The 20,299-nt window shown below is 46.6% G+C and carries 15 protein-coding genes; 3 read left to right on the forward strand and 12 right to left on the reverse strand.

What is annotated here, in order from left to right:
• Positions 1-181: 181 nt before the first annotated feature.
• A complete protein-coding gene (locus K1Y79_RS28590) occupies positions 182-1,213 on the forward strand; it encodes an alpha/beta fold hydrolase (protein ID WP_220253652.1) in 1,032 nt (343 codons plus the stop codon).
• A gap of 252 nt (positions 1,214-1,465) precedes the next feature.
• On the opposite strand, the gene K1Y79_RS28595 is transcribed toward K1Y79_RS28590, so the two are convergent.
• The 4 genes from K1Y79_RS28595 to K1Y79_RS28610 all read right to left on the reverse strand — a co-directional run bounded on the left by K1Y79_RS28595 (position 1,466) and on the right by K1Y79_RS28610 (position 5,208).
• The gene (locus tag K1Y79_RS28595) at positions 1,466-2,311 is read right to left on the reverse strand and encodes a class I SAM-dependent methyltransferase (protein WP_220253653.1); all 846 of its coding nucleotides are present in this window, start codon (positions 2,309-2,311) and stop codon (positions 1,466-1,468) included.
• Between the two features lie 276 nt (positions 2,312-2,587).
• Positions 2,588-3,235 (reverse strand): NAD(P)H-dependent oxidoreductase, encoded by a 648-nt coding sequence (locus tag K1Y79_RS28600; RefSeq protein ID WP_220253654.1) that lies wholly within the window; start codon positions 3,233-3,235, stop codon positions 2,588-2,590.
• Positions 3,236-4,356: 1,121 nt separating this feature from the next.
• Entirely contained in the window at positions 4,357-4,881 is a 525-nt protein-coding gene (locus K1Y79_RS28605; protein WP_220253655.1) for a DinB family protein, read from the reverse strand.
• Between the two features lie 87 nt (positions 4,882-4,968).
• Entirely contained in the window at positions 4,969-5,208 is a 240-nt protein-coding gene (locus tag K1Y79_RS28610; RefSeq protein ID WP_220253656.1) for a hypothetical protein, read from the reverse strand.
• Here K1Y79_RS28610 and K1Y79_RS28615 point away from each other — a divergent pair.
• The gene (locus K1Y79_RS28615) at positions 5,200-5,439 is read left to right on the forward strand and encodes a hypothetical protein (RefSeq protein ID WP_220253657.1); all 240 of its coding nucleotides are present in this window, start codon (positions 5,200-5,202) and stop codon (positions 5,437-5,439) included. The genes K1Y79_RS28610 and K1Y79_RS28615 overlap by 9 nt on opposite strands.
• Here the strand turns inward: K1Y79_RS28615 and K1Y79_RS28620 are convergent.
• Positions 5,431-5,982, reverse strand: a complete 552-nt coding sequence (locus K1Y79_RS28620) for a hypothetical protein (RefSeq protein ID WP_220253658.1) — start codon at positions 5,980-5,982, stop codon at positions 5,431-5,433. The two genes, K1Y79_RS28615 and K1Y79_RS28620, sit on opposite strands and share 9 nt — an antisense overlap.
• 255 nt (positions 5,983-6,237) lie before the next feature.
• Between K1Y79_RS28620 and K1Y79_RS28625 the strand changes: the two genes are divergently transcribed.
• Entirely contained in the window at positions 6,238-8,622 is a 2,385-nt protein-coding gene (locus K1Y79_RS28625; RefSeq protein ID WP_220253659.1) for a TonB-dependent receptor, read from the forward strand.
• Positions 8,623-8,824: 202 nt separating this feature from the next.
• Here K1Y79_RS28625 and K1Y79_RS28630 read toward each other — a convergent pair whose 3' ends face one another.
• From K1Y79_RS28630 to K1Y79_RS28660, 7 genes are all read right to left on the reverse strand, one after another.
• The gene (locus K1Y79_RS28630; RefSeq protein ID WP_220253660.1) at positions 8,825-9,355 is read right to left on the reverse strand and encodes a hypothetical protein; all 531 of its coding nucleotides are present in this window, start codon (positions 9,353-9,355) and stop codon (positions 8,825-8,827) included.
• A gap of 106 nt (positions 9,356-9,461) precedes the next feature.
• Positions 9,462-13,133, reverse strand: coding sequence for a phosphoribosylformylglycinamidine synthase (gene purL, locus K1Y79_RS28635; RefSeq protein ID WP_220253661.1), 3,672 nt, complete (start codon positions 13,131-13,133; stop codon positions 9,462-9,464).
• Positions 13,134-13,462: 329 nt separating this feature from the next.
• The gene (locus K1Y79_RS28640) at positions 13,463-13,687 is read right to left on the reverse strand and encodes a hypothetical protein (protein WP_220253662.1); all 225 of its coding nucleotides are present in this window, start codon (positions 13,685-13,687) and stop codon (positions 13,463-13,465) included.
• A gap of 684 nt (positions 13,688-14,371) precedes the next feature.
• The gene (locus tag K1Y79_RS28645; RefSeq protein ID WP_220253663.1) at positions 14,372-16,291 is read right to left on the reverse strand and encodes a TonB-dependent receptor plug domain-containing protein; all 1,920 of its coding nucleotides are present in this window, start codon (positions 16,289-16,291) and stop codon (positions 14,372-14,374) included.
• A 71-nt stretch (positions 16,292-16,362) separates the two neighbouring features.
• Positions 16,363-17,637 (reverse strand): polymer-forming cytoskeletal protein, encoded by a 1,275-nt coding sequence (locus K1Y79_RS28650; protein WP_220253664.1) that lies wholly within the window; start codon positions 17,635-17,637, stop codon positions 16,363-16,365.
• Positions 17,638-17,684: 47 nt separating this feature from the next.
• Positions 17,685-19,205, reverse strand: coding sequence for a DEAD/DEAH box helicase (locus tag K1Y79_RS28655; protein WP_220253665.1), 1,521 nt, complete (start codon positions 19,203-19,205; stop codon positions 17,685-17,687).
• A 149-nt stretch (positions 19,206-19,354) separates the two neighbouring features.
• A complete protein-coding gene (locus tag K1Y79_RS28660) occupies positions 19,355-20,188 on the reverse strand; it encodes an ion transporter (RefSeq protein ID WP_220253666.1) in 834 nt (277 codons plus the stop codon).
• Positions 20,189-20,299 lie beyond the last annotated feature (111 nt).

Genomic DNA, 20,299 nt, shown 5'->3' on the forward strand with positions numbered 1-20,299 from the left:
CTTTCCTATTTTCTTCATCCCCTTTTTCTCGCTCCCTGAAATGTCCGACTCAAGGGTTATTATGTCCACTACAAGACATACCGGATTGGTAATGAGCACAGTATCCATCTACATTTGCTATGCAGGGTTGGGGAAATGAGTGGTACAAAGGCATTATTTACACACAATGAATTAAAATATCATGGACAGCAACAATCACTTCCGTAGGTTTATCTTTGGAGCAATATTCCTCTTTGCCATATACAGTATAGGTGGCAGTCAGCGTGCAAGCGCTCAATCACAACAGGCACGCATCTCTTCTACAGGCACGCCGTTCAAACTTATCAAACAGATCAAGGCAGGCGTGCTGGATGTTGGCTATGCAGAAGTGGGACCAGCAGATGGGCCGCCCGTTATATTACTGCATGGCTGGCCATACGACATCTACAGCTACCAGGAGGTATCGGGTATCCTGGCGGCAAAAGGCTTCCGTGTACTGATACCCTATCTGCGTGGATACGGCACTACTCGTTTTCTTGCTGCGAATACCCCCCGCAACGGACAGCAGTCAGTAGTAGCGGTAGATATGATTGCCTTTATGGATGCACTGCATATCCAACAGGCAGTAGTTGGCGGATTTGACTGGGGTGCACGTACAGCGAATATTATGGCTGCGCTTTGGCCTGATCGCGTGAAAGGACTTGTATCGGTAAGTGGCTACCTGATTGGTAGTCAGCAGGGCAATAAGACGCCATTATCTCCTGAAGCAGAACTGTCCTGGTGGTACCAGTTCTACTTCGCTACTGACCGCGGACAAGCAGGGTATGCAGCCAATACCCGCGAGTTCAATAAGCTGATCTGGCACACCGCCTCCCCTAAATGGCAGTTCAGTGAAGCCACATATAATCAGTCGGCCGCTGCCTTTGACAACCCGGATCATACTAAGATCGTCATTGACAACTACCGCTGGCGGCTAGGCATTTCCAAAGGAGAGCCTAAATATGATGCACTGGAAAAAAAGCTGGCTTCCAGACCTGTCATTACTGTACCGACAGTTACACTTGAAGGAGACGCCAATGGTGCACCGCACCCTAATCCTGCTGGTTATGTAAAGCTGTTCTCAGGTAAATATGCACATCATACCATCACCGGCGGCATAGGACATAATCTGCCCCAGGAAGCTCCACAGGCCTTCGCAGACGCAATTGTTGAAGTGAGTAGTTTTGCGAAATAAAGTCAGCGAGCTATTACCTTTCTCATTAGAAAGTCGGTGCTTTAAATGGAAATCCGCTGTTATAGCGGATTTCTTTCCTTTGATAGAGACTGCGTGCCCCTGCCTATCTGCCAAAATCTGGAAGCAATATTGAGTGATTCCCTGCGGTTGGTGTCACGCCATTTATTGAAAGTATATCATCATGTTACCTGCCGCAGCAATGATATCATTTAGCCATGCAAGCTTAGTTATTGGTGAACTTACCTATCATTTCTAACATTGTACTGTGACCCTTAGAAATGTGGCTGGAATGGCTGTCTTCTGCAGATCATCGCTTCTGTTCTCCTGCTCAAACAACACCTCTAGTTCCCGTTGCAACTCAGCAGCCTTACCGTCCTTATCGGCTGCTTCAAAGGCATTCATCGTTGGACCATAATAGCGTTTGAATCTGTCCACGAAAGCAACCGGGGAAAAGGGGGCCATGAAAGTATATATATCCCGCTCAAATGAGATATTCTCAGGCGGTATACCTGCTTGCCCGAAGCGCTCTATAACATTACTTTCCACACCCCACAGCATCGGACTTACAAATCCTTCAGGTGGTGGCGGTGTATATGCTGCACTGATCTTCAGTATACGGGCCACTAGCGTCGGATCGCCAGGTATCCAGTTGCCCATTACAATCCTTCCTCCCGGACGGGTAACCCTAACCATTTCCTTCGCCACTTCAAAAGGCTGCGGCGCAAACATAGCACCGAAGACACTGACTACCATGTCAAAGCTTGCATCAGCAACACCTTTGAGGTGGGTTGCATCTCCCTCTCTGATGCTGATGTTGGTAAGCCCTTCTTCCCTGATCCGTTTGTTACCGGCATCTACGAGGTTACGGGCAATGTCTATTCCCAAGACATTTGCGCCAAGTCTGGCGGCGGGAATAGCCGTAGTTCCATCCCCACACCCCAGGTCCAGTATGTCACTACCTGGCTTAATGCCAATCTTTTCAATCAGTTCTGTACCGCTTTCGCGCATAGTTTCCGCCAGACGGGTAAAGTCGCCTTTCTCCCATAGCGCCTTGTTGGGATTGACAGCACTTTGCTGCATACCTGTTGATCCGCTCATAAACGTTGCGTGTTTTGAGGTTAATAATCAATCGGGGATTCAAGTGGTAGTAAACAAAGGGAGATTTAATGGGGAGTAACGTAGAATAAAGATACAAAGTTTGCATTAATCCAGGCTATAGCAATATGCCTGGATTAGCGCTCATATTAAACATATGATACCACCTCGCTTCCAGGCAGGAGTTAAGTATAAGCAATGTATCCTACGATATCTGGAAAGGCAGTTTACCCTGCTTCTTCAACTTGTACTTATTTAAATGCGCAGTTGGCAATAGTATCAGGGAAGGAATCTGGGGGATCCCATGTCTAAAGCGTTCATTGCCGGCCAGGGACCGTCTGGTATATTGAGCTCTTTATGTGGCCAGGCAACCCAGTTACTACGGGATAAAGCTGCGGCTGTTGTCAGGTTTTGCAGCACTATGTTTAAATCACTAAGTCGCCAGACGTCTTCGTTCGGATCATCTGCATTGCCTGCTGTTGCTGCCATTGCTTCCTGCCCAGTACGGGACAAAACCACAGTGGAACACGGGGGTGTCCAGCAACCTAATCCGCCAAAGACTGCCTGTAACCTGGCAGCTACTTCTATACCGCCTACAGAGTCCATGGAGACTGCACACGCAACAGGTTTTCCAAAGAATGCCGGTGTGTTTTCAAAGGCGGTACTGACTTCAATAAACCGCTGTAACGGCGAGCTCCAGTTATTCCAGTATACACCAGTGATTACTAGAAAACCGTCACAACTAACCAGCAGGTCATATACCTCCCGGACTGATGGCAGCTGATCTGTTAAGGTTAGTCGCAACACCTGCTGTTGCAGATCATGCTTCAATATGTTGTATGCAGTACTAGCTATCGCTGCTGAATTGCCCGTATCTCCACGCAGGGAGCCGTTAATGATCAATATTCTTTTGCTTGTTGCTGTCATATCTATAATTGCCGTTCAGTTTATTCGGATAAGAACACAGACTTATATCCATCCTTTTACCCCATTAGTTATTTCTTTGTCACTCACCAGACGGTTATGATCATCCGCTACCAATCAGTTCAATCCAGTAAGAACGAAGGCTTATACATACTCCGACACGCCCTTAATTATCTCTCTAACACTCGCCAGATGATTATGATCATCCGCTACCAGTCAGTTCCCTCTGATAAAAAAGCAAACTTACACATACTCCGCCGCGCCCTTAGATATCTCTCTAACACTCCCCAGATGACCCTGATCTCACGCTACCAGTCAGTTCATCTGGATAAGAATCACTCAGTTCATTCGTGTAACAACGCAGGCTTAAACATACCTTCATGCTGTTAGTTATCTTTCCAAGACTCGCCAGACGGTTATGACTATCCGTTACTAGCCAGTTCCTTCTGATAAGAACGCAAACTTACACATACTCCGCCGCGCCCTTAGATATCACTCCAACACTCGCCAGATGATTATGATCTCGCGCTACCAGTCAGTTCATCTGGATAAGAATCACTCAGTTCATTCGTGTAACAACGCAGACTTACACATACCTTCATGCTGTTAGTTATCTTCTAAGGCTCGCCAGACGGTTATGACCATCCGCCACCAGTCAATTCCTTCCAGTATGAACGCAGGGTTACACATACTCCCTCTCGCCCTTAGTTATCTCTCCGATACTCGCCAGTTGATTATGATCATGCTCAACTACTCAGTTCCTTCTGATAGCAATGGAGGCTTACAGAGACCCCATCGCCCCCTAAGTGATCTCTCCGATACTCGCCAGGTGATTATGATCTCGCGCTACCAGTCAGTTCATCTGAATAAGAATCACTCTGTTCATTTGTGTAATAACGGAAACTTACACATACCTTCATGCTGTTAGTTATCTTTCTCAGGCTCGCTAGACGGTTATGACCATCCATTACTAGCCAGTTACTTCTGATAAGAACGCAAACTTACACATACTCCGCCGCGCCCTTAGATATCTCTCTAACACTCGCCGGATGATTATGATCTCGCGCTACCAGTCAGTTCATCAGGGTAAGAATCACACAGTTCGTTCTGATAACAACGCAGACTTATATATGTCCCGTCGCGCTATTAATTATCTCTCTGACACTCGCCAGATGATGATCATCATGCTCTGCTACAAAATATGCAAGGTCAATAACGCGCATAGGTGTCTTCAGCCTGGGATGCAAGGCGGTCCGTTCTAACTGCCCGTCAGTCAGGGCGAATAGTTTATGAACTAATGCTTCTCTTTCCTGGCGGAAACGTTGTAACAACATGATTGTCTTGGCTGAGTTATGATCCGCGGTATGTGTAGCCTGGTTAGTCAGATCTGCTGTGCGTAGTTCCGCAAGCCCATTGCTCAGATCATCAATGCGACCGGCCCACAATGGTTCCATATCGCCCAGATGTCCTATTTCCTCTTTGATGCTCCATTTACCCGGTCGTTTCAATGTCAACAGGTCAGTATCCAGAGAACCGGCTATTTCCTCAATACGTACAGGGGTGCCACTCAGGCGTTCTATTATGGATGGTAGTAGCCCATTATCATCCATTACAGGGAACTTTCTTTTAAACCATTCAGTTCTTTTCATGGTGCAATATGTATGTCTGACATCAAATGTATCAAAATATTACTGACAACACACCTACTGATACACTCCCCTCCCATAAGCTTATTCCTACTCTTCTGCCACAGTTACTTCCGGATTAGCAGCAATCGTCAGTACAGACAATGCTGACTTGCCATTGAGCGTAATCTTGTCTGTCAACAGTTCATAGTAGAAGGTGCCTTTCGCCCGTATCTTATCGAACTTTATTTCAGCAATATCCAAATACGCTATGAACAACCTTTCAACAGACAGAGCTGCGCCTGTAATTACCAGTTTACTGATCTTATTCGTCTTAATATCATGGTACATAGCAATGTTGATCTGTGGCCAGTCATAGCCGCTACTGCCGTAACAACGTCCGTAGAAAGTGACCTTCCTGGCACCGGCAACGCCGCCATATCCGGTAACAGACTAGCCTCTTTCTTCCAGGTAGCCGGCAAGCTCATTCACTCACCCTGCCTGCTTTTCTGCAAAAAGCAGCAACTGCTTATACCTGCTCTTATACTTGAAGACATATTGCCCTTTATATTCCTATATTGAACCATACAGCATCATCACTGCTGCCGAATCCATACCTCTATAAACGGCACTAAAGCGTTGTACTTCTACCAAGACCCTATTTTCCTCCCCCATGTCCCTGACTACCAAAAGGCCTCCTTTTGCGGCCTCTTTAACAGTTTTAGCGGCTATACCTTCCTCTTCATTCCTCTTCTCCCATGCAGCCATACACCGGGTATAGGAATCATGCCCCATCCGGTAATAAGCTACCGGCACATCGCAGTACTGCCACGCAATCTGATCAATCCGGGCATTGATCTTTGTCAGCATATTGATTGAGATAAGACGCTTGTCCAAAACAATTGTATAAGTTTCTGTCAGGCTATATTGCAGTAAGCAAACTGCTGTACCTAGCTTCGCGTACTTTGAACCTGCCAGCTGCCCCGATGTTTCCTTACTGGTATGCTGACTGTACAATGTACCACCCTCTATTACAACATAAGATACATATGGCTCCTTGCTGAACTTATTCCACGCTGCCTTGCCATTAATCTTTGAACCCACCCAACCTACGGCCAACCCCACCTATGCAATGGCATAACGGTAATCAGCAACCAGTGTACAAAACAAGATCATTGTCCTGAAAAAGGATCAAAAACGACTTGCCTGCATAGGCCGGGATTTTAAAAGGAGAAATGTAACCAAGCGCTCCTTAACCAAGTAGCGGACTTTTCGATATCGGGAAAATTGTTTACGACATACGGAAAATCAATGTACAGCTCTAACCACTCGGATGATTTTACGCTTTCTTTGTAGCAGATTGTTATCAACCAAAGTGTTATGAAAAGATTTTCCTCCATTTTCCTCTTGCTTTTACTAGCCGCAGTCAATGCATCTGCACAACAGAACGGTAGCTTAAGTGGTGTGGTCACCGCCAGAAACGGTGAACCTGTTGCTTATGTAACTGTCAGTATCAAGGGTACCTCTTATGCCGCTGCTACTACAGATAAAGGCTATTATCGCATTAACCGTGTAAATCCAGGTACTTATACCGTCAGCGTCAGTGCTATTAATATCGCCTCCCAGGAGAAAGAAATCAATATCGCCGCGGGACAACACCATATGGTCAACTTCGTGCTCGATATCAGCAGCACACAGTTAAAAGAGGTAATGGTAAATGCCCGGCACAATAGTGTCAAGATGGATAATCCATCACAATCACTGCGTCTGCAGGAACCACTGCTACAAGTAGCACAAAACATACAGGTAGTCTCCGGACAATCCATCAAAGAGCAACAGATCATCAGTATGAGCGACGGTATTATCCGTAATGTCAGCGGTGCTGTCAGACTGGAACACTGGGGAGATCTATATGCCAATATCACGATGCGCGGCTCCCAGGTACAGGCCTTCCGCAATGGATTCAATGTCGTAAGCTCTTACTGGGGACCACTAACCGAAGATATGAGCTTTGTCGATCACATCGAGTTTGTAAAGGGCCCTGCCGGCTTTATGTTATCCAACGGAGATCCCAGCGGCCTCTATAACGTCGTTACCAAAAAGCCCACCGGCCAGACCAAAAATGAGTTCAGCTATACTGTGGGCAGCTTTAATCTGAACCGTGCCACACTAGACCTCGACGGTAAACTAAGTAAGAATGGCAAACTACTATACCGCCTTAACCTCTCCGGACAAAACAAAGGCTCCTTCCGCCAGAACGAGTTTAATGACCGGTATGCCATCGCACCCGTTCTCTCCTATCAGATGGATGATAAAACCAGGATCACAGCAGAGTATGTATATCAGCGTGCAAACATGTCTGACGTGGGCTCATTTTACATATTTAGTCCTACTGGGTACGCTACCCATCCAAGGGAGTTCAGCGACCTTCCCTCCGGCCTGCCGCCTACCCACATCAATGATCATAGCCTGGCCATCAATGTACAGCATCAGATCAGTGAGAACTGGCGCTTAACAGCCCAGGCAGCATATTACAACTATCACCAGAATGGTACTTCCATGTGGGCAGACTCTGTTGAAAGAGATGGTCGATACTACAGAAATGTAGGCATCTGGGAAGCCCGAAGCGCTATGTCCCTCGGACAGATATTCCTCAATGGAAAGGTAACAACCGGGCCCATAGTACATAAGATACTGGCAGGTGTTGACCTTGGGGATAAGAAATATGCGGCCGACTATTCGCAGACGCACTCCCTGGATACCGGTTCAGCTCCTTTTGACCCCAAAGCTCCTAACCTGGATATGCCCTCCAACGGCTATCCTGTGTATGACCGCACGCTAAATCTCGAAGCAAGAGCAGCGGCAGGCTTCGGGCTGATCAACTCGCATTATACCAGTCTTTACCTGCAGGATGAATTAGGCTTCCTGAATAACAGGATCAGGCTTACGCTCGCCGGCCGTTACACCTATGTCCATCAGTCCAACTTCGGTACTGCTCAAAAAGCCAACCACTTCACGCCTCGTGTAGGGCTTAGCATCTCTGTGGATAATCAGATGTCTGTTTACGGTCTGTATGACCAGGCATTTACACCGCAGGCAGGCAATGTCAGCGTAGGCAAACTAAAGCCGCTGACAGGTAATAATATCGAATTTGGTGTCAAGAAAGACTGGGCGGAAGGTAAATGGAATACTACCGTCGCAGTATACCGTATCCTGAAAAACAATGAGCTCACGGCAGATCCAAACGCACCTGCCAACTCCGGACTCAGTATTGTATTCGGTCAGCGCAGGGCGCAAGGTGTCGAGTTTGACCTCCGTGGCGAACTCCTCCCAGGACTTGACCTGACTGCTAACTATGCCCTGACTGACTCCAAGGTTAGTAAAGTGAATCCAGGTGTGTCTGAGGCGCTTGCCATTAAAGTCGGCGACGTAGTACCTGGTTACTCCAAACACGTGGCCAATGCCTGGCTGACTTATAAACTGCGTACCGGTGCATTAAGAGGTGCCGGCGTCTCTGGTGGGTTCACCTATATGGCTGGCCGGCAAACGGATACCTGGAGCGTAGGCCTGCTCAAACTGCCCGACTACTTCAAACTGGACGGCGGCTTATTCTGGGAAGGCAATAAAATGCGTATCACGGCCAATGTATTCAATATCCTGGACAAGTACCTGTACAGCGGCTCTTATTACGCAGCACTGGCAGCCTATAACTATCAGGCGGAAGCCCCACGCAACTACCGGTTCTCTGTCTCTTACAAATTCTAGCCATCCTTTTATCAACTATATAGAAAGCCCCCGCAGACAATCTCCCGGGGGCTTTTTTATGGATGATCCCTTCGATTGCTTATTACAAGCCTTATACTGAGCAGACTACCCGGTAAACGCTTATTCAACAGGACGTAACACTATCATCGCCCGGCTGAGTGTTGATCCAGCAGGGGGTAAACATTTACCTACATCTCTCCTATTAAAGACGATGCGTCTCATTAAACTGTTGGGTAGCATACACATATCGCTCATTCGTATCATACACCTTCTGATAGAGCTGCTGTTTTCCCTTGTACAGCTGCAACAGGCTATGCTGTATACTATCCGCTGCCGGTCCTGATACCTTCAGCAACTGCTGCTGCCGGGCAATTTCCTGCCGGGGATACAGGTACAACTCTTTAAGGGCAATATGGTAATCAACTGCTGCCTGCTTAAGCGCTCCTGCTGCTGCAAGATCCCCCGTATCCAGGGCCTCAATCTCATGAATCGTGGTATTGAATACCTGCTCCTGACTATCCACAACTGCTGCTGCTTTATCGAAATCTTCTGCAATCAGCCATTCCAGTTTACGGGATTCCAGCCCTGTCTTCCGGATCAGCATATCAGAAATATCCTTCTCTTTCTGAAGTATCACATCACGGAAGTCTGTAGCTCTTTTCTTATTGCAGGAAAGAAGAAATGCTGTCATCAGGAGGAACGGCACAACCTTCATCATTCTGATATTTTTCATAGCCAGCATATTGAGTTAACGTCTTATAAATCTATGGAAAATAACCAAAACAAAACACCCCACTCTACTGAGTGAGGTGTTCCATATTTATGAATAATATCATCGACTAGCGCTGATGTTCCACGCACCATGCCCTCGCATTTACAAATGCTTCGAGCCATGGACTTACCTCATCTGCACGTCCCTGTGGGTAGTTAGCCCAGTTCCATTGGAAAATAGAACGTTCGATGTGAGGCATTGTTACCAGGTGACGGCCACTCTTATCACACATCATAGCAGTGTTGAAGTCTGATCCGTTAGGATTATGCGGATAAGCATCGTATGCATACTTAGCCACTATATTATACTGATCTTCCGTTTGCGGTAGTCTGAATTTACCTTCTCCGTGAGAAATCCATACACCCAATGTCGCTCCCGTAAGGGTCTTTAACATAATAGAGTTGTTCTCCTGCACCTTTACAGATACGAAGTTAGACTCGTGTTTGCCAGATGTATTATGCAGCATCTTGCCATGTTCAGCATGATCCGGGTTAATAAGTTCCAGTTCCATGAACAGCTGACAACCATTACAGATACCTACTGATAATGTATCAGGACGTGCAAAGAAGTTATCCAGCGCTTTCTTGGCCTTCTCATTATACATAAACGCACCCGCCCAGCCTTTAGCAGAACCTAATACGTCAGAGTTGGAAAAGCCGCCTACTGCACCAATAAACTGAATATCTTCCAGCGTTTCACGGCCAGAGATCAGGTCAGTCATGTGTACATCCTTCACGTCAAAGCCTGCCAGATACATTGCATTGGCCATTTCACGTTCAGAGTTGGACCCCTTTTCGCGGATAATAGCTGCTTTAGGACGAGGCTTAGACGCGTCTATTACAGGCTTCTTACCATCAAATTGTGCAGGAAATGCATAAGTTAATGGCTGCAATTTATAGTTGTTGAACCGCTCCTGGGCTGTTCCATTCTTTGCCTGCCGCTGGTCCAGCAGGAATGATGTCTTAAACCACGTATCGCGTGTTTCAGCAATATCAAACGTGAATGTGTCCGCATGATTACGGAACGTTGCTGCACTGCCTTCTTTTACCTTACCAATCTTCACTGCGTTAACGCCTGCACCTGCCAGCGCCTTCTCAAACGCTGCATCGTCCTGCGCCTGTAACACTACTGCGATGTTCTCATTGAACAATGCTTTTACAGTATCTGCTTCGTTCAAACCGCTCAGATCATAGTCTGCCGCCAGGTTCACATCTGCGAAGCACATTTCCAGCAATGTAGTGACCAGACCTCCGGAGCCAATATCGTGACCAGCTGCTATCTGACTATTATTAATCAGATCCTGTATAGCATTAAAGGCTTTTGCAAAGTAAGCAGCATCTTTTACCGTCGGTACATCCGGACCAATCTTGTTATTGATCTGTGCGAACGAAGAACCGCCTAATTTGAAAGCATCTCCGGATAAACTGATATAATATATGGAGCCTGCCTGCTTCTGCAATACAGGTTCTACCACTTTCTTAATGTCAATACAGTTGCCCGCTGCAGAGATAATCACTGTACCCGGAGCAATTACATCTCCGTTAGGATACTTCTGCTTCATAGACAGGGAATCTTTACCTGTCGGGATATTGATACCTAAAGCTATAGCAAAATCAGAGCAGGCTTTTACCGCCTCATATAAACGGGCATCCTCGCCTTCATTATTACAGGCCCACATCCAGTTAGCAGATAAGGAAACACCTTTCAGACCATTTTTCAATGGTGCAAAAACGATGTTCGACAACGCTTCTGCTACTGCATTACGGGAACCTGCAGCAGGATCTACCAGGGCCGTCAGCGGAGAATGACCCACTGTAGTAGCAATACCTTCACCGGATTTATAATCCAGCGCCATCACACCTACGTTGTTTAACGGTAACTGCAACGGACCGGCACATTGCTGCTTAGCAACACGGCCTCCCACACAACGGTCTACCTTGTTGGTCAACCAGTCTTTTGAGGCTACCGCTTCCAGCTGCAATACCTGGTTCAGATACGCTGGTACATCTTTCACATCATATGACAGATCAGCATAAGAACGGTTTACCTTTTTATCTTTCATGAACGTCTTAGGCGAAGAACCGAAGAAGTCTTCCAGCGCAAAGTCCATTGGTTTTACACCTGTAGAAGAAGACTGGAAGGTAAAACGGTGGTCGCCGGTTACTGCTCCAACGACATACATTGGCGCACGCTCACGTTCAGCAACTTTCTGTAATGTTTCAATATCCTTCTCTGCCATTACCAGTCCCATTCTTTCCTGGGATTCATTACCGATAATTTCCTTTGCAGAAAGGGTCGGGTCGCCTACCGGCAATTTATCCAGGTCGATCAGACCACCCGTATCTTCCACCAGCTCAGACAAACAGTTCAGGTGTCCACCCGCACCGTGGTCATGGATAGAAACAATGGAATTATTATCAGACTCAACGAATCCACGTATAGCATTCGCCACACGCTTCTGCATTTCAGGATTGGAACGCTGGATTGCATTCAGTTCTATACCAGAACCAAAAGCACCCGTATCTGCAGAAGATACGGCAGCACCGCCCATACCAATACGATAGTTCTCACCACCCAGGATCACGACCTTGTCGCCTTCCTGTGGTGTATGTTTCTTCGCCTGATCCAGCTTACCATAACCCACACCGCCGGCCTGCATAATTACTTTGTCGTAACCCAGTTTGCGGCCATCTTCCTCATGCTCAAAAGTCAGTACAGAACCGGTAATTAACGGCTGACCAAACTTATTTCCGAAATCAGAAGCACCATTGGATGCTTTGATCAGGATGTCAACCGGCGTCTGGTATAACCATTTACGCTCTTCCATACCCTTCTCCCATGGTCTGTCTTCCAGCAAGCGGGAATAAGCGGTCATATAGATAGCAGTTCCTGCAAGCGGTAAAGCTCCCTGTCCGCCCGCAAGACGGTCACGGATCTCTCCTCCTGAACCAGTAGCAGCACCTGCAAAAGGCTCAACAGTAGTAGGGAAGTTATGGGTTTCGGCTTTCAGGGATAAAACTGAGTCAAACTCCTTCTCTACGTAGTAGTCAGGTTTATCAGCTGACTTAGGCGCAAACTGCGTAACCCGCGGCCCTTTAATGAAAGCCACGTTATCTTTGTATGCAGAGATAATATCATTCGGGTTAGTTTCTGACGTCTTCTTGATCAGCTTGAACAACGAAGTCGGCATAGCTTCACCATCAATAACAAAGGTGCCGTTAAAGATTTTATGACGACAGTGTTCTGAATTTGCCTGAGAAAAGGCAAACACCTCAGAATCAGTCAGTTTACGACCAATCTTTACGGAAAGTTTATTCAGATATTCAACTTCTTCAGGATTCAGGGATAAACCCTCCTGCTTATTATAAGCATCGATATCATCGATTTCCAGTATCGCTTCCGGCTGGATGTTGACGGTAAAGATATCCTGCGTCAGCGCAATGTACTTCTGCGAGATCATTGGATCAAAGTCATTGTAATCTGCCGGTACAGGCTCAAACTCTTCAATACGGATGATCCCACCGATACCCATATTCTGGGTCATCTCAACTGCATTCGTACTCCAGGGGGTTATCATCGCTGCACGCGGGCCCACATAGGAACGGTTCACAGTCTGTTCATCTGATTTTCTTGCATTACCGAAGAGCCATTCGAGCTTCTGAATATCTTCCTGAGAAAGGTTGTTTTCTGTTTGAACACAATAGACAAAGTCTGTTTGGTTCACAAAGAAATGAATCATTATATTGAGTTGAAGTCTAAAAAACCAAAGCGCAAAATTACGGAAATTAATTGCACTTAAGCAACATTAGATGGAGGTGAAACATATGCGTATAAACCTGTTGAGCAACAGTTTAATTTGCAGTGAGTAGAAATTTTCTGCGCGCCCCCATTCCTCTCATCTCCCAGATAGCTAAAAGAGGGCATATATTTAAATAAAATAATACCTATGTTATAGCAGTTTTCAGGCGATGATCCGGAAGACCTATCAACTCATCTTAGCACACGTATCGGTGCACACGTTAGATATCAACAGCATATTTAAGATGACGAGCCAGTTGCACGATTGTCCTACAGGAACTTAAATACCTTCTCGCGGTATTCTTCAAAATCCTGTTCATTAGAGAAAGTGTCAAACTTTTCCTGCTCGCCCTTGCTGTTCTCCCTGACAAGTATGACGTCCAATCCGCCAATAATCGTTCGTTTTGCCTTTTCAAATATCAGCTCAAGCGCCTGACGGTCATGCGTTAACTGCAATTCTTCTATCCGGTTCACAACAATTACATAATCTTCCATTCTGTCTGTTTTGGGCAAATGTATAATAAATACCTACATCTCTTCCGTCCATCACTCCCTGCTTCACCTGCAAATTATACGCCGGCTGGATTCTTCCTGATCTGACATCAATCGTGCGCCGCCACACTTGCATATCGTACTGATTTACAATTCAATATGCTAATATCTATGAATATAGGCATTCCAGACAGCGAACCCATCTTCCCATTTCCGGGCAATCCCGATCAACCATCCGGCTACACCTGTCCTGAACAGATAGCCCCGCCGGCCCGTTCGCCGCAATGACAATGATAACACACTAATTGATAATGGCTTATAAAGGCTTTGTGTTTTAATCCATCCCGGCACTAATTCGTCACCAAAAGGGCACTTCAATATCCCGGGGATATTGAAGTGCCCTTTTGGTGACCTTATGGTGAACCTATCATGTAAAACATAAAGCCTGTTCAAAACGATAAACTGACCCTGTAGATCCAGGAAACCCCGAAGCAGATGTCTCCCTGTCAATGCAATGTGTCACTTGCCAACGAACGGTCCGGATAAGCAGAGTCATGGATTAATAACCCTGGTAACCCGTCTGGCAGACAGCTAGGTAATCCAATTCTTACTCTCCAGAAATCGCAAAGCCGGAGATGTATGAGATCTCCGGCTTTGACACCTACTTGTTTATCTATAGAATACCTGTTATAACATCAAACGTACTCCGCCCATCAACCAGCGTCCTGGCATCTGTGCTCCCGTCAGATCGGCATAAGTCTTATTGAATATATTATCAGCTTCCGCAGATATGCTTAGTACATTCTTGATTACAAACACATCCGCTTTCACATTAGCAATGAAGTATTCCTTGGTCACTACGCCCTTTATGTTAGCGGCTGACTGTGGATCTCTCACCTTGTACAACCCATTTACGCTGATACCGAACAGTTGATTGCGGTACTGCAACATACCGTTCAGCAGGAAGCGGGCATGCGAGGAGATGTAAAAGGATGATTGTCCCTCCTGGATGTCAGAGTACAGCCAGATTGCTCCTGCTGTTGCAGAAAAGACATGCTTCTCATGGTACGTCTTCGTCCACTGTACGTCCGTTTCTACTCCACTGGTCAACATCCTGGAAATATTTGTTGCCAGGGAATAGGAACCTGTAGGAGACAGATTTCCTTTGTAAGGCATATTTGCGTAAGGCGTAGTGGTCCAGTCTATCAGGTCGCTGTATTTACGCTGAAACACTGTGGAGGATACCCGGAAGTGTTTACCGAAATAGTCTGCTCCCGCCTCGTAACTGAATGAGCGCTCTGCCTTCAGATCAGGGTTACCGATCTTACCGCCGGTTACCAACGCTTTGTTATTGTTATTGTATCGTTCTGTGAAGTCGGCATTACGGATCGTCTTACCTGCACTTCCCCTGATCTGGAACTTACCTGTTCTGTAACTTGCATTCAGCTGAGGTACCAGTTCAGCACCACTGCGCTCATCCCAGTCAAGACGTACCGCTGGACTCAGCGTCAGGGCCTCCCATAAGGAAGCGGTCATGGAAACGAAGCCTGCTGCCTGATTTACAGTATGATTTCCCCTGTCATTCGATGCGATATTCTTCTGTTGAAACTGTCCGCCGGCAATCAGACTGATACGATCACTGAAGGCGTGTTCATACATCGCCAGGGATTGAAATAACTTACTACGATTATCATTGGCAATAGAACGCGGATTAAAGACATAATGGTCGTCCATGCTTTTATACCCGACGATCAGGTTAAACGCATCTTTGTTCTTACGATATTGCAGATTGGCCTGTTGCCACCAGGTAGACAGCTTCTCGCTTGCGGTATCTGATACGAGGGTAGTATAGAAGTTCTGCGCAGCAAACTTTCTGCTATCATAGCTTAAGCGGTATGACAGTTTCCAGTTATCAGACAAACGGTAGCTGGCGGATCCGGAAAGGGTATGCAGGTGGAAGTAGCCGTCAATGCCACGTTGTGGCTGACCATCAGCATTGTTTGTTTGTCCGCCGATGTTTACTGCCAGCTTATCAGTGCTATAATACGCGTTAGCATTGGCGTTAAACAGGCCGTAAGCGCCACCGGTTACACCGGCAGTAATCTTCTTTGACGGCGTGCTGCCGCTGGTACGGGCAAAGGTTTTTGTGATGATATGAATTACACCACCTACCGCATCAGAGCCATAGATGGCAGATGAAGCGCCTTTTAATACTTCTATGTGGTCAATTTCTGCCGGATTGACGGGTATATAACTACTGAAGTGGCCTGTATTCGGATCATTTACCCTGGCCCCATCCACAATTACTAATACCTGCTGGAAGGTGGCTCCCCGGATAACGATATCACTACCTGCACCCATAGGACCTTTGGATTGTACCTCTATTCCCGGCAGATAACGCAGTACTTCATCCACAGAATGGACTGGTAGTCTGGCTATTTCTTCTCCTTTAATGACATATAGATTGCGCCCGGTTTTAGAACTTACTACCGGATTGACAGTGGCAGTAACAGTTACTGCATCCAGTTCACTGATTTTTTCCTGCGCCGCAAGTGTAAGAGAACACAATATGCCGGCAGCCAGGGGCAAGGTTAGTTTTGAAAACATGCTTATGTTTGCTAATGGGCGGCAAATGTACAAGAAATATCAAACTTGTGCTAATGTTGTAAATCTGCCTGTTACTGAAGGCGTTCCAGCTTCTTTTTATACTTCTCCATCAGTCCGGCCCACTCGCTGGCATAGGTGTCATTATCATAGATCGACCTGGCATAACTGTAGGTTTCGGCCGAAAAGTGCCAGCCGAAGATGTTTTCCAGGTAACGGATGCCGTCGGCTATAGTCCGTTGTAACACGCGCTGTTTGGACACACCTGCGGCAGTACAATACTTGTCCAGCCATGCCCCGCGGCCTGCCTTTACATAGGTTACCAGCAGGTCTTCTGTTACATACTTTACAGGGATGCGCTCCATCTGGAAATCGCTGTGCCTGATCAGCAGGTGTAATAACCGGTCTTCAAAGAAACGTTCAGGGATATCGATATCAAGAATAGCACCTTTGGTCACAGCTTCGTAGCACAGTTCTTTTGTAATATATGATTCCGGAAGATAACGCAGGGCCATACCACTCATATTTACAGCCTGGCGGATAAGGTCGGGAGTGAGCAGCTTTTCGGGGAAATACGCCAGCGATGATACGGATCTGGCAAGTGCATTTATACACATGCTCAGCGACCGGAAACCGGCAGGTACCCTTTTCAGATCACGGTAATTAATGGCGACCTTGTAATGCCAGTACTGACTGTTACGCTGAGTGGGGCGTAACACGTATTCGTTGGCAGTAAGGTCGTACCGTAACTCCTCAAATGTGGTTGTCTGTTTATTATCCAATAACGCCTGCAGGCCGGCAGCTATATGGAAGTCTTCCGTATCTGTTTCAAAGCAATCATTGGCTTCCGGACTATCCGGATCGTTATCATTATAGTAGAACTGTGTAATGTTTTTCTTTTCAGGGATGAAGTGATAGTCATCTACGATCATTACAGGAGCGGTAAACGTTCCGGGGCATTTCATCCAACCATGATTGTAGTGCAGCATGATCACTTCTTCAGCGGTTACATCGCCTTTAATATGCACGGGCGATCCGCCTATAAGCAGGCTGCGGCAGGTAACGTTGCCGGTTACGTATAAAGTAGGTCCGTAGTCACCCTCTTCATTGATGATATTGCCATTCACGTGTAAGTTACCGTCAATAACATATCCGGCTACGCCTTCGGGTAGGGTTTCCGTATGTAACAGAAAAACGGTGTCTATAACCAGGTCGCCGCTGTATAGCAGGAAACTTTGGTCGGCAGCTACCATATCTGCAAACATCTCCGGACTTTCACCCATATTATTATCAATGCCATACCTCTTGATTGCGTCTGTCACAGAGATAATATCAAAAGCTGTTTCCATATATGCAAGTTGCAATATTTGGATGGCTTCTGCAAGGCTATACGTGATTAAGCTGCTTTTTTGGTTTTTGTTGAGAGGTTTCGCTGCATTATTTTCTGGATAAGCGTTTTCAGCCTGGATTTATAGTCAGATACCAGCCAGTCGGTATAGTTCCGCGTAACCTTACCAAGACATTTACCATATTGCTTAACACGCCATTGTATTTCCTGATCCAGCAGTTCGGTTAATTCCAGTGCCTGGGCAATAGACTCGCTGTTTTCGATACACATAATGGCATGTTGCCGGATGGCGTCGTTGATAACATTGGCAGGTTTCTTACCCGCGTCCACCGCTTGCTGGTGAGCACCCTGGATATCGAATGAGAGCTGTAAAGTGTTGGGGAAGTTAGACCGGATATCTGCCGGTATTGTATGCGCTTCAGTTGCCGACTGACTATGCAGGTGTTCGATGAATGCGTCAGGTCTGTCAAAGATCAGTTGCCAGTCAACAGGCGCTTTCCATTCACCAAAGCGTTCGATATTATTACCCAGGTCAATGATGGTGAAGGTTTTCTTTTTCGGTAAACTTCTGGCTCCACGGCCTATCATCTGATGGTAGAGCGTAAGAGAGGTAGTAGCACGATTGAGGATCACCGCCTGGATAGAAGGTTCGTCGAAGCCGGTAGTAAGAATAGAGACAGATGTCAGTATGGCACCTCTGGTCTTTCTGAACCATTTAAGGATGTCTTCACGTTCAGCGGCGGACTGGCGGTTATCGAGATGTTTTACAGGATAGCCAGCGTCTTCAAACAGTTTGCAGACGTTCCTGGAAGTGAAGATACCGTTATTAAAGATGAGTGTTTTTTTATTTTCAGCGTGTGCTTTGTAGGCATGCATCAGCAGGTCAAGCATGGCTTTGGATGAGTATAACTCATCGGATGTGCTAATGGTAAAGTCGCCGTAGATACCTGTTTTCAGTGAGTTCAGTTCCACGTCGTATCTCCAGCTGACAGGTTTTGCCAGATATCCCTGGGAGATCAGGTTCGGGATACTTTCACCGATGATCAGTTCACGATAGCTTTTATTCATGGGCAGATCAGCATTGGAACTGAGCGGAGTAGCAGTTACACCTACAACGATAGCGTCAGGAAATTTGCCGAGCAGCTTCTGAAAGGCATTGTGATGAGCTTCATCGATAATTACCAGCCCTATTTTAGAAGGATCCAGCATCCGCTGTTTCAGGCGGTTACGCAGTGTTTCCACCATGGCCACATAGCAGTCAGTCGCTTCCTGGCTGCGTATTTTCTTCACGGCACTATTGATCATCTTTGTTTTCACACCCGCTTTCTTGAGCGTTGCACCCGTTTGGCTGCATAGCTCCGTACGATGCGTGAGCACGATGACCTTTTGATGGTAAGTATTAATAAATCGTTTTGCAATTTCTGTGAAGATCCTTGTCTTCCCCCCTCCTGTTGGCAGTTGATAGAGTATCCTGTCTCCTTTGGGCGATTGCGTCAGTTTCTCAAACAATATATCCAGATCACGTTGCTGATAAGGGTACAGACTAGTTGCCATATTCACTTCAATCATGTACTTCCATTTTATGATGTATGTAGTACAGATATCAAATCTGAGGCCAAGGCAAAGCAGGCAATAACCCGGGCGATGTGAAGGGAGTATATCACATACCGGTAGCAACAAGGGAACCCGGGATAGCAGTCCCGGCATTGCCGAGGAGCTTACAATTGAGCGCCACAGTACTTGCAGAACCTGGCATCATGGTCATGGCCTTCTCTTCCGCAGGAGGGGCAGGCGTCAGTATGGGGTTTATGACTCTTTGCAGCGAGCGCCATTTCGGTGGTAACAATGCCCGTAGGTACCGCAATGATCCCATACCCCAGCAGCATGATGAAGCTGGCAATGAACTTCCCCAGGGGGGTGGCAGGCGCAATATCACCGTACCCGACAGTAGTAATGGTGACAATGGCCCAGTATACAGATTGCGGAATGCTGGTGAATCCATTCGATGGCCCCTCAACCAGGTAGATAATTGAACCCAGGATGACCACAGCGCTGAGTACAAACAGTATGAAGATGCTGATTTTACGGATGCTATTGAGGATAGCGACAGAGAGAAAGCGCATCTCGGAGAGAAAGTGTACCAGTCTGAAGATACGGAATACACGGAGTAGACGCAAGGCCCTGAAAACCAATAGCGATTGAGAGCCTATATAGACGAAGCTGAGGTAACTGGGCACAATAGCCAACAGATCGATGATACCCAGGACGCTGAACATGTATTTCCAGGGCTTTCTGATGCATATCAGCCGTAGCAGGTATTCGATAGTAAAAACACCGGTGAAGAACCACTCTAGTATAAGGAAGATCCTGCCATAGCGCGCGTGTAGCTCTGCCACGCTATCCAGCATAACAACAACGATGCTGATAATGATAAAAGCCAGCAATGTGACATCGAAAGCCTTCCCGGCATCAGAGTTTGATTCAAAGATGATCTCGTGCAGTCTTGAGCGCCAGGATGAAGCCGTAGGTTCCGTAGATGGTTGCTGTTTCATACCTGAAATGTACAGTAAAAAACAAGAATGACGAAGCACGTGTTTCGTTGAAGGCAGGTCGTAGCCGGGTTATCCGGGTTAAAAGATTTTAGTATCTAATTAGCGGGAAGT

It is taken from the genome of Chitinophaga rhizophila (genome assembly GCF_019492185.1).
Lineage (GTDB): Bacteria > Bacteroidota > Bacteroidia > Chitinophagales > Chitinophagaceae > Chitinophaga > Chitinophaga rhizophila.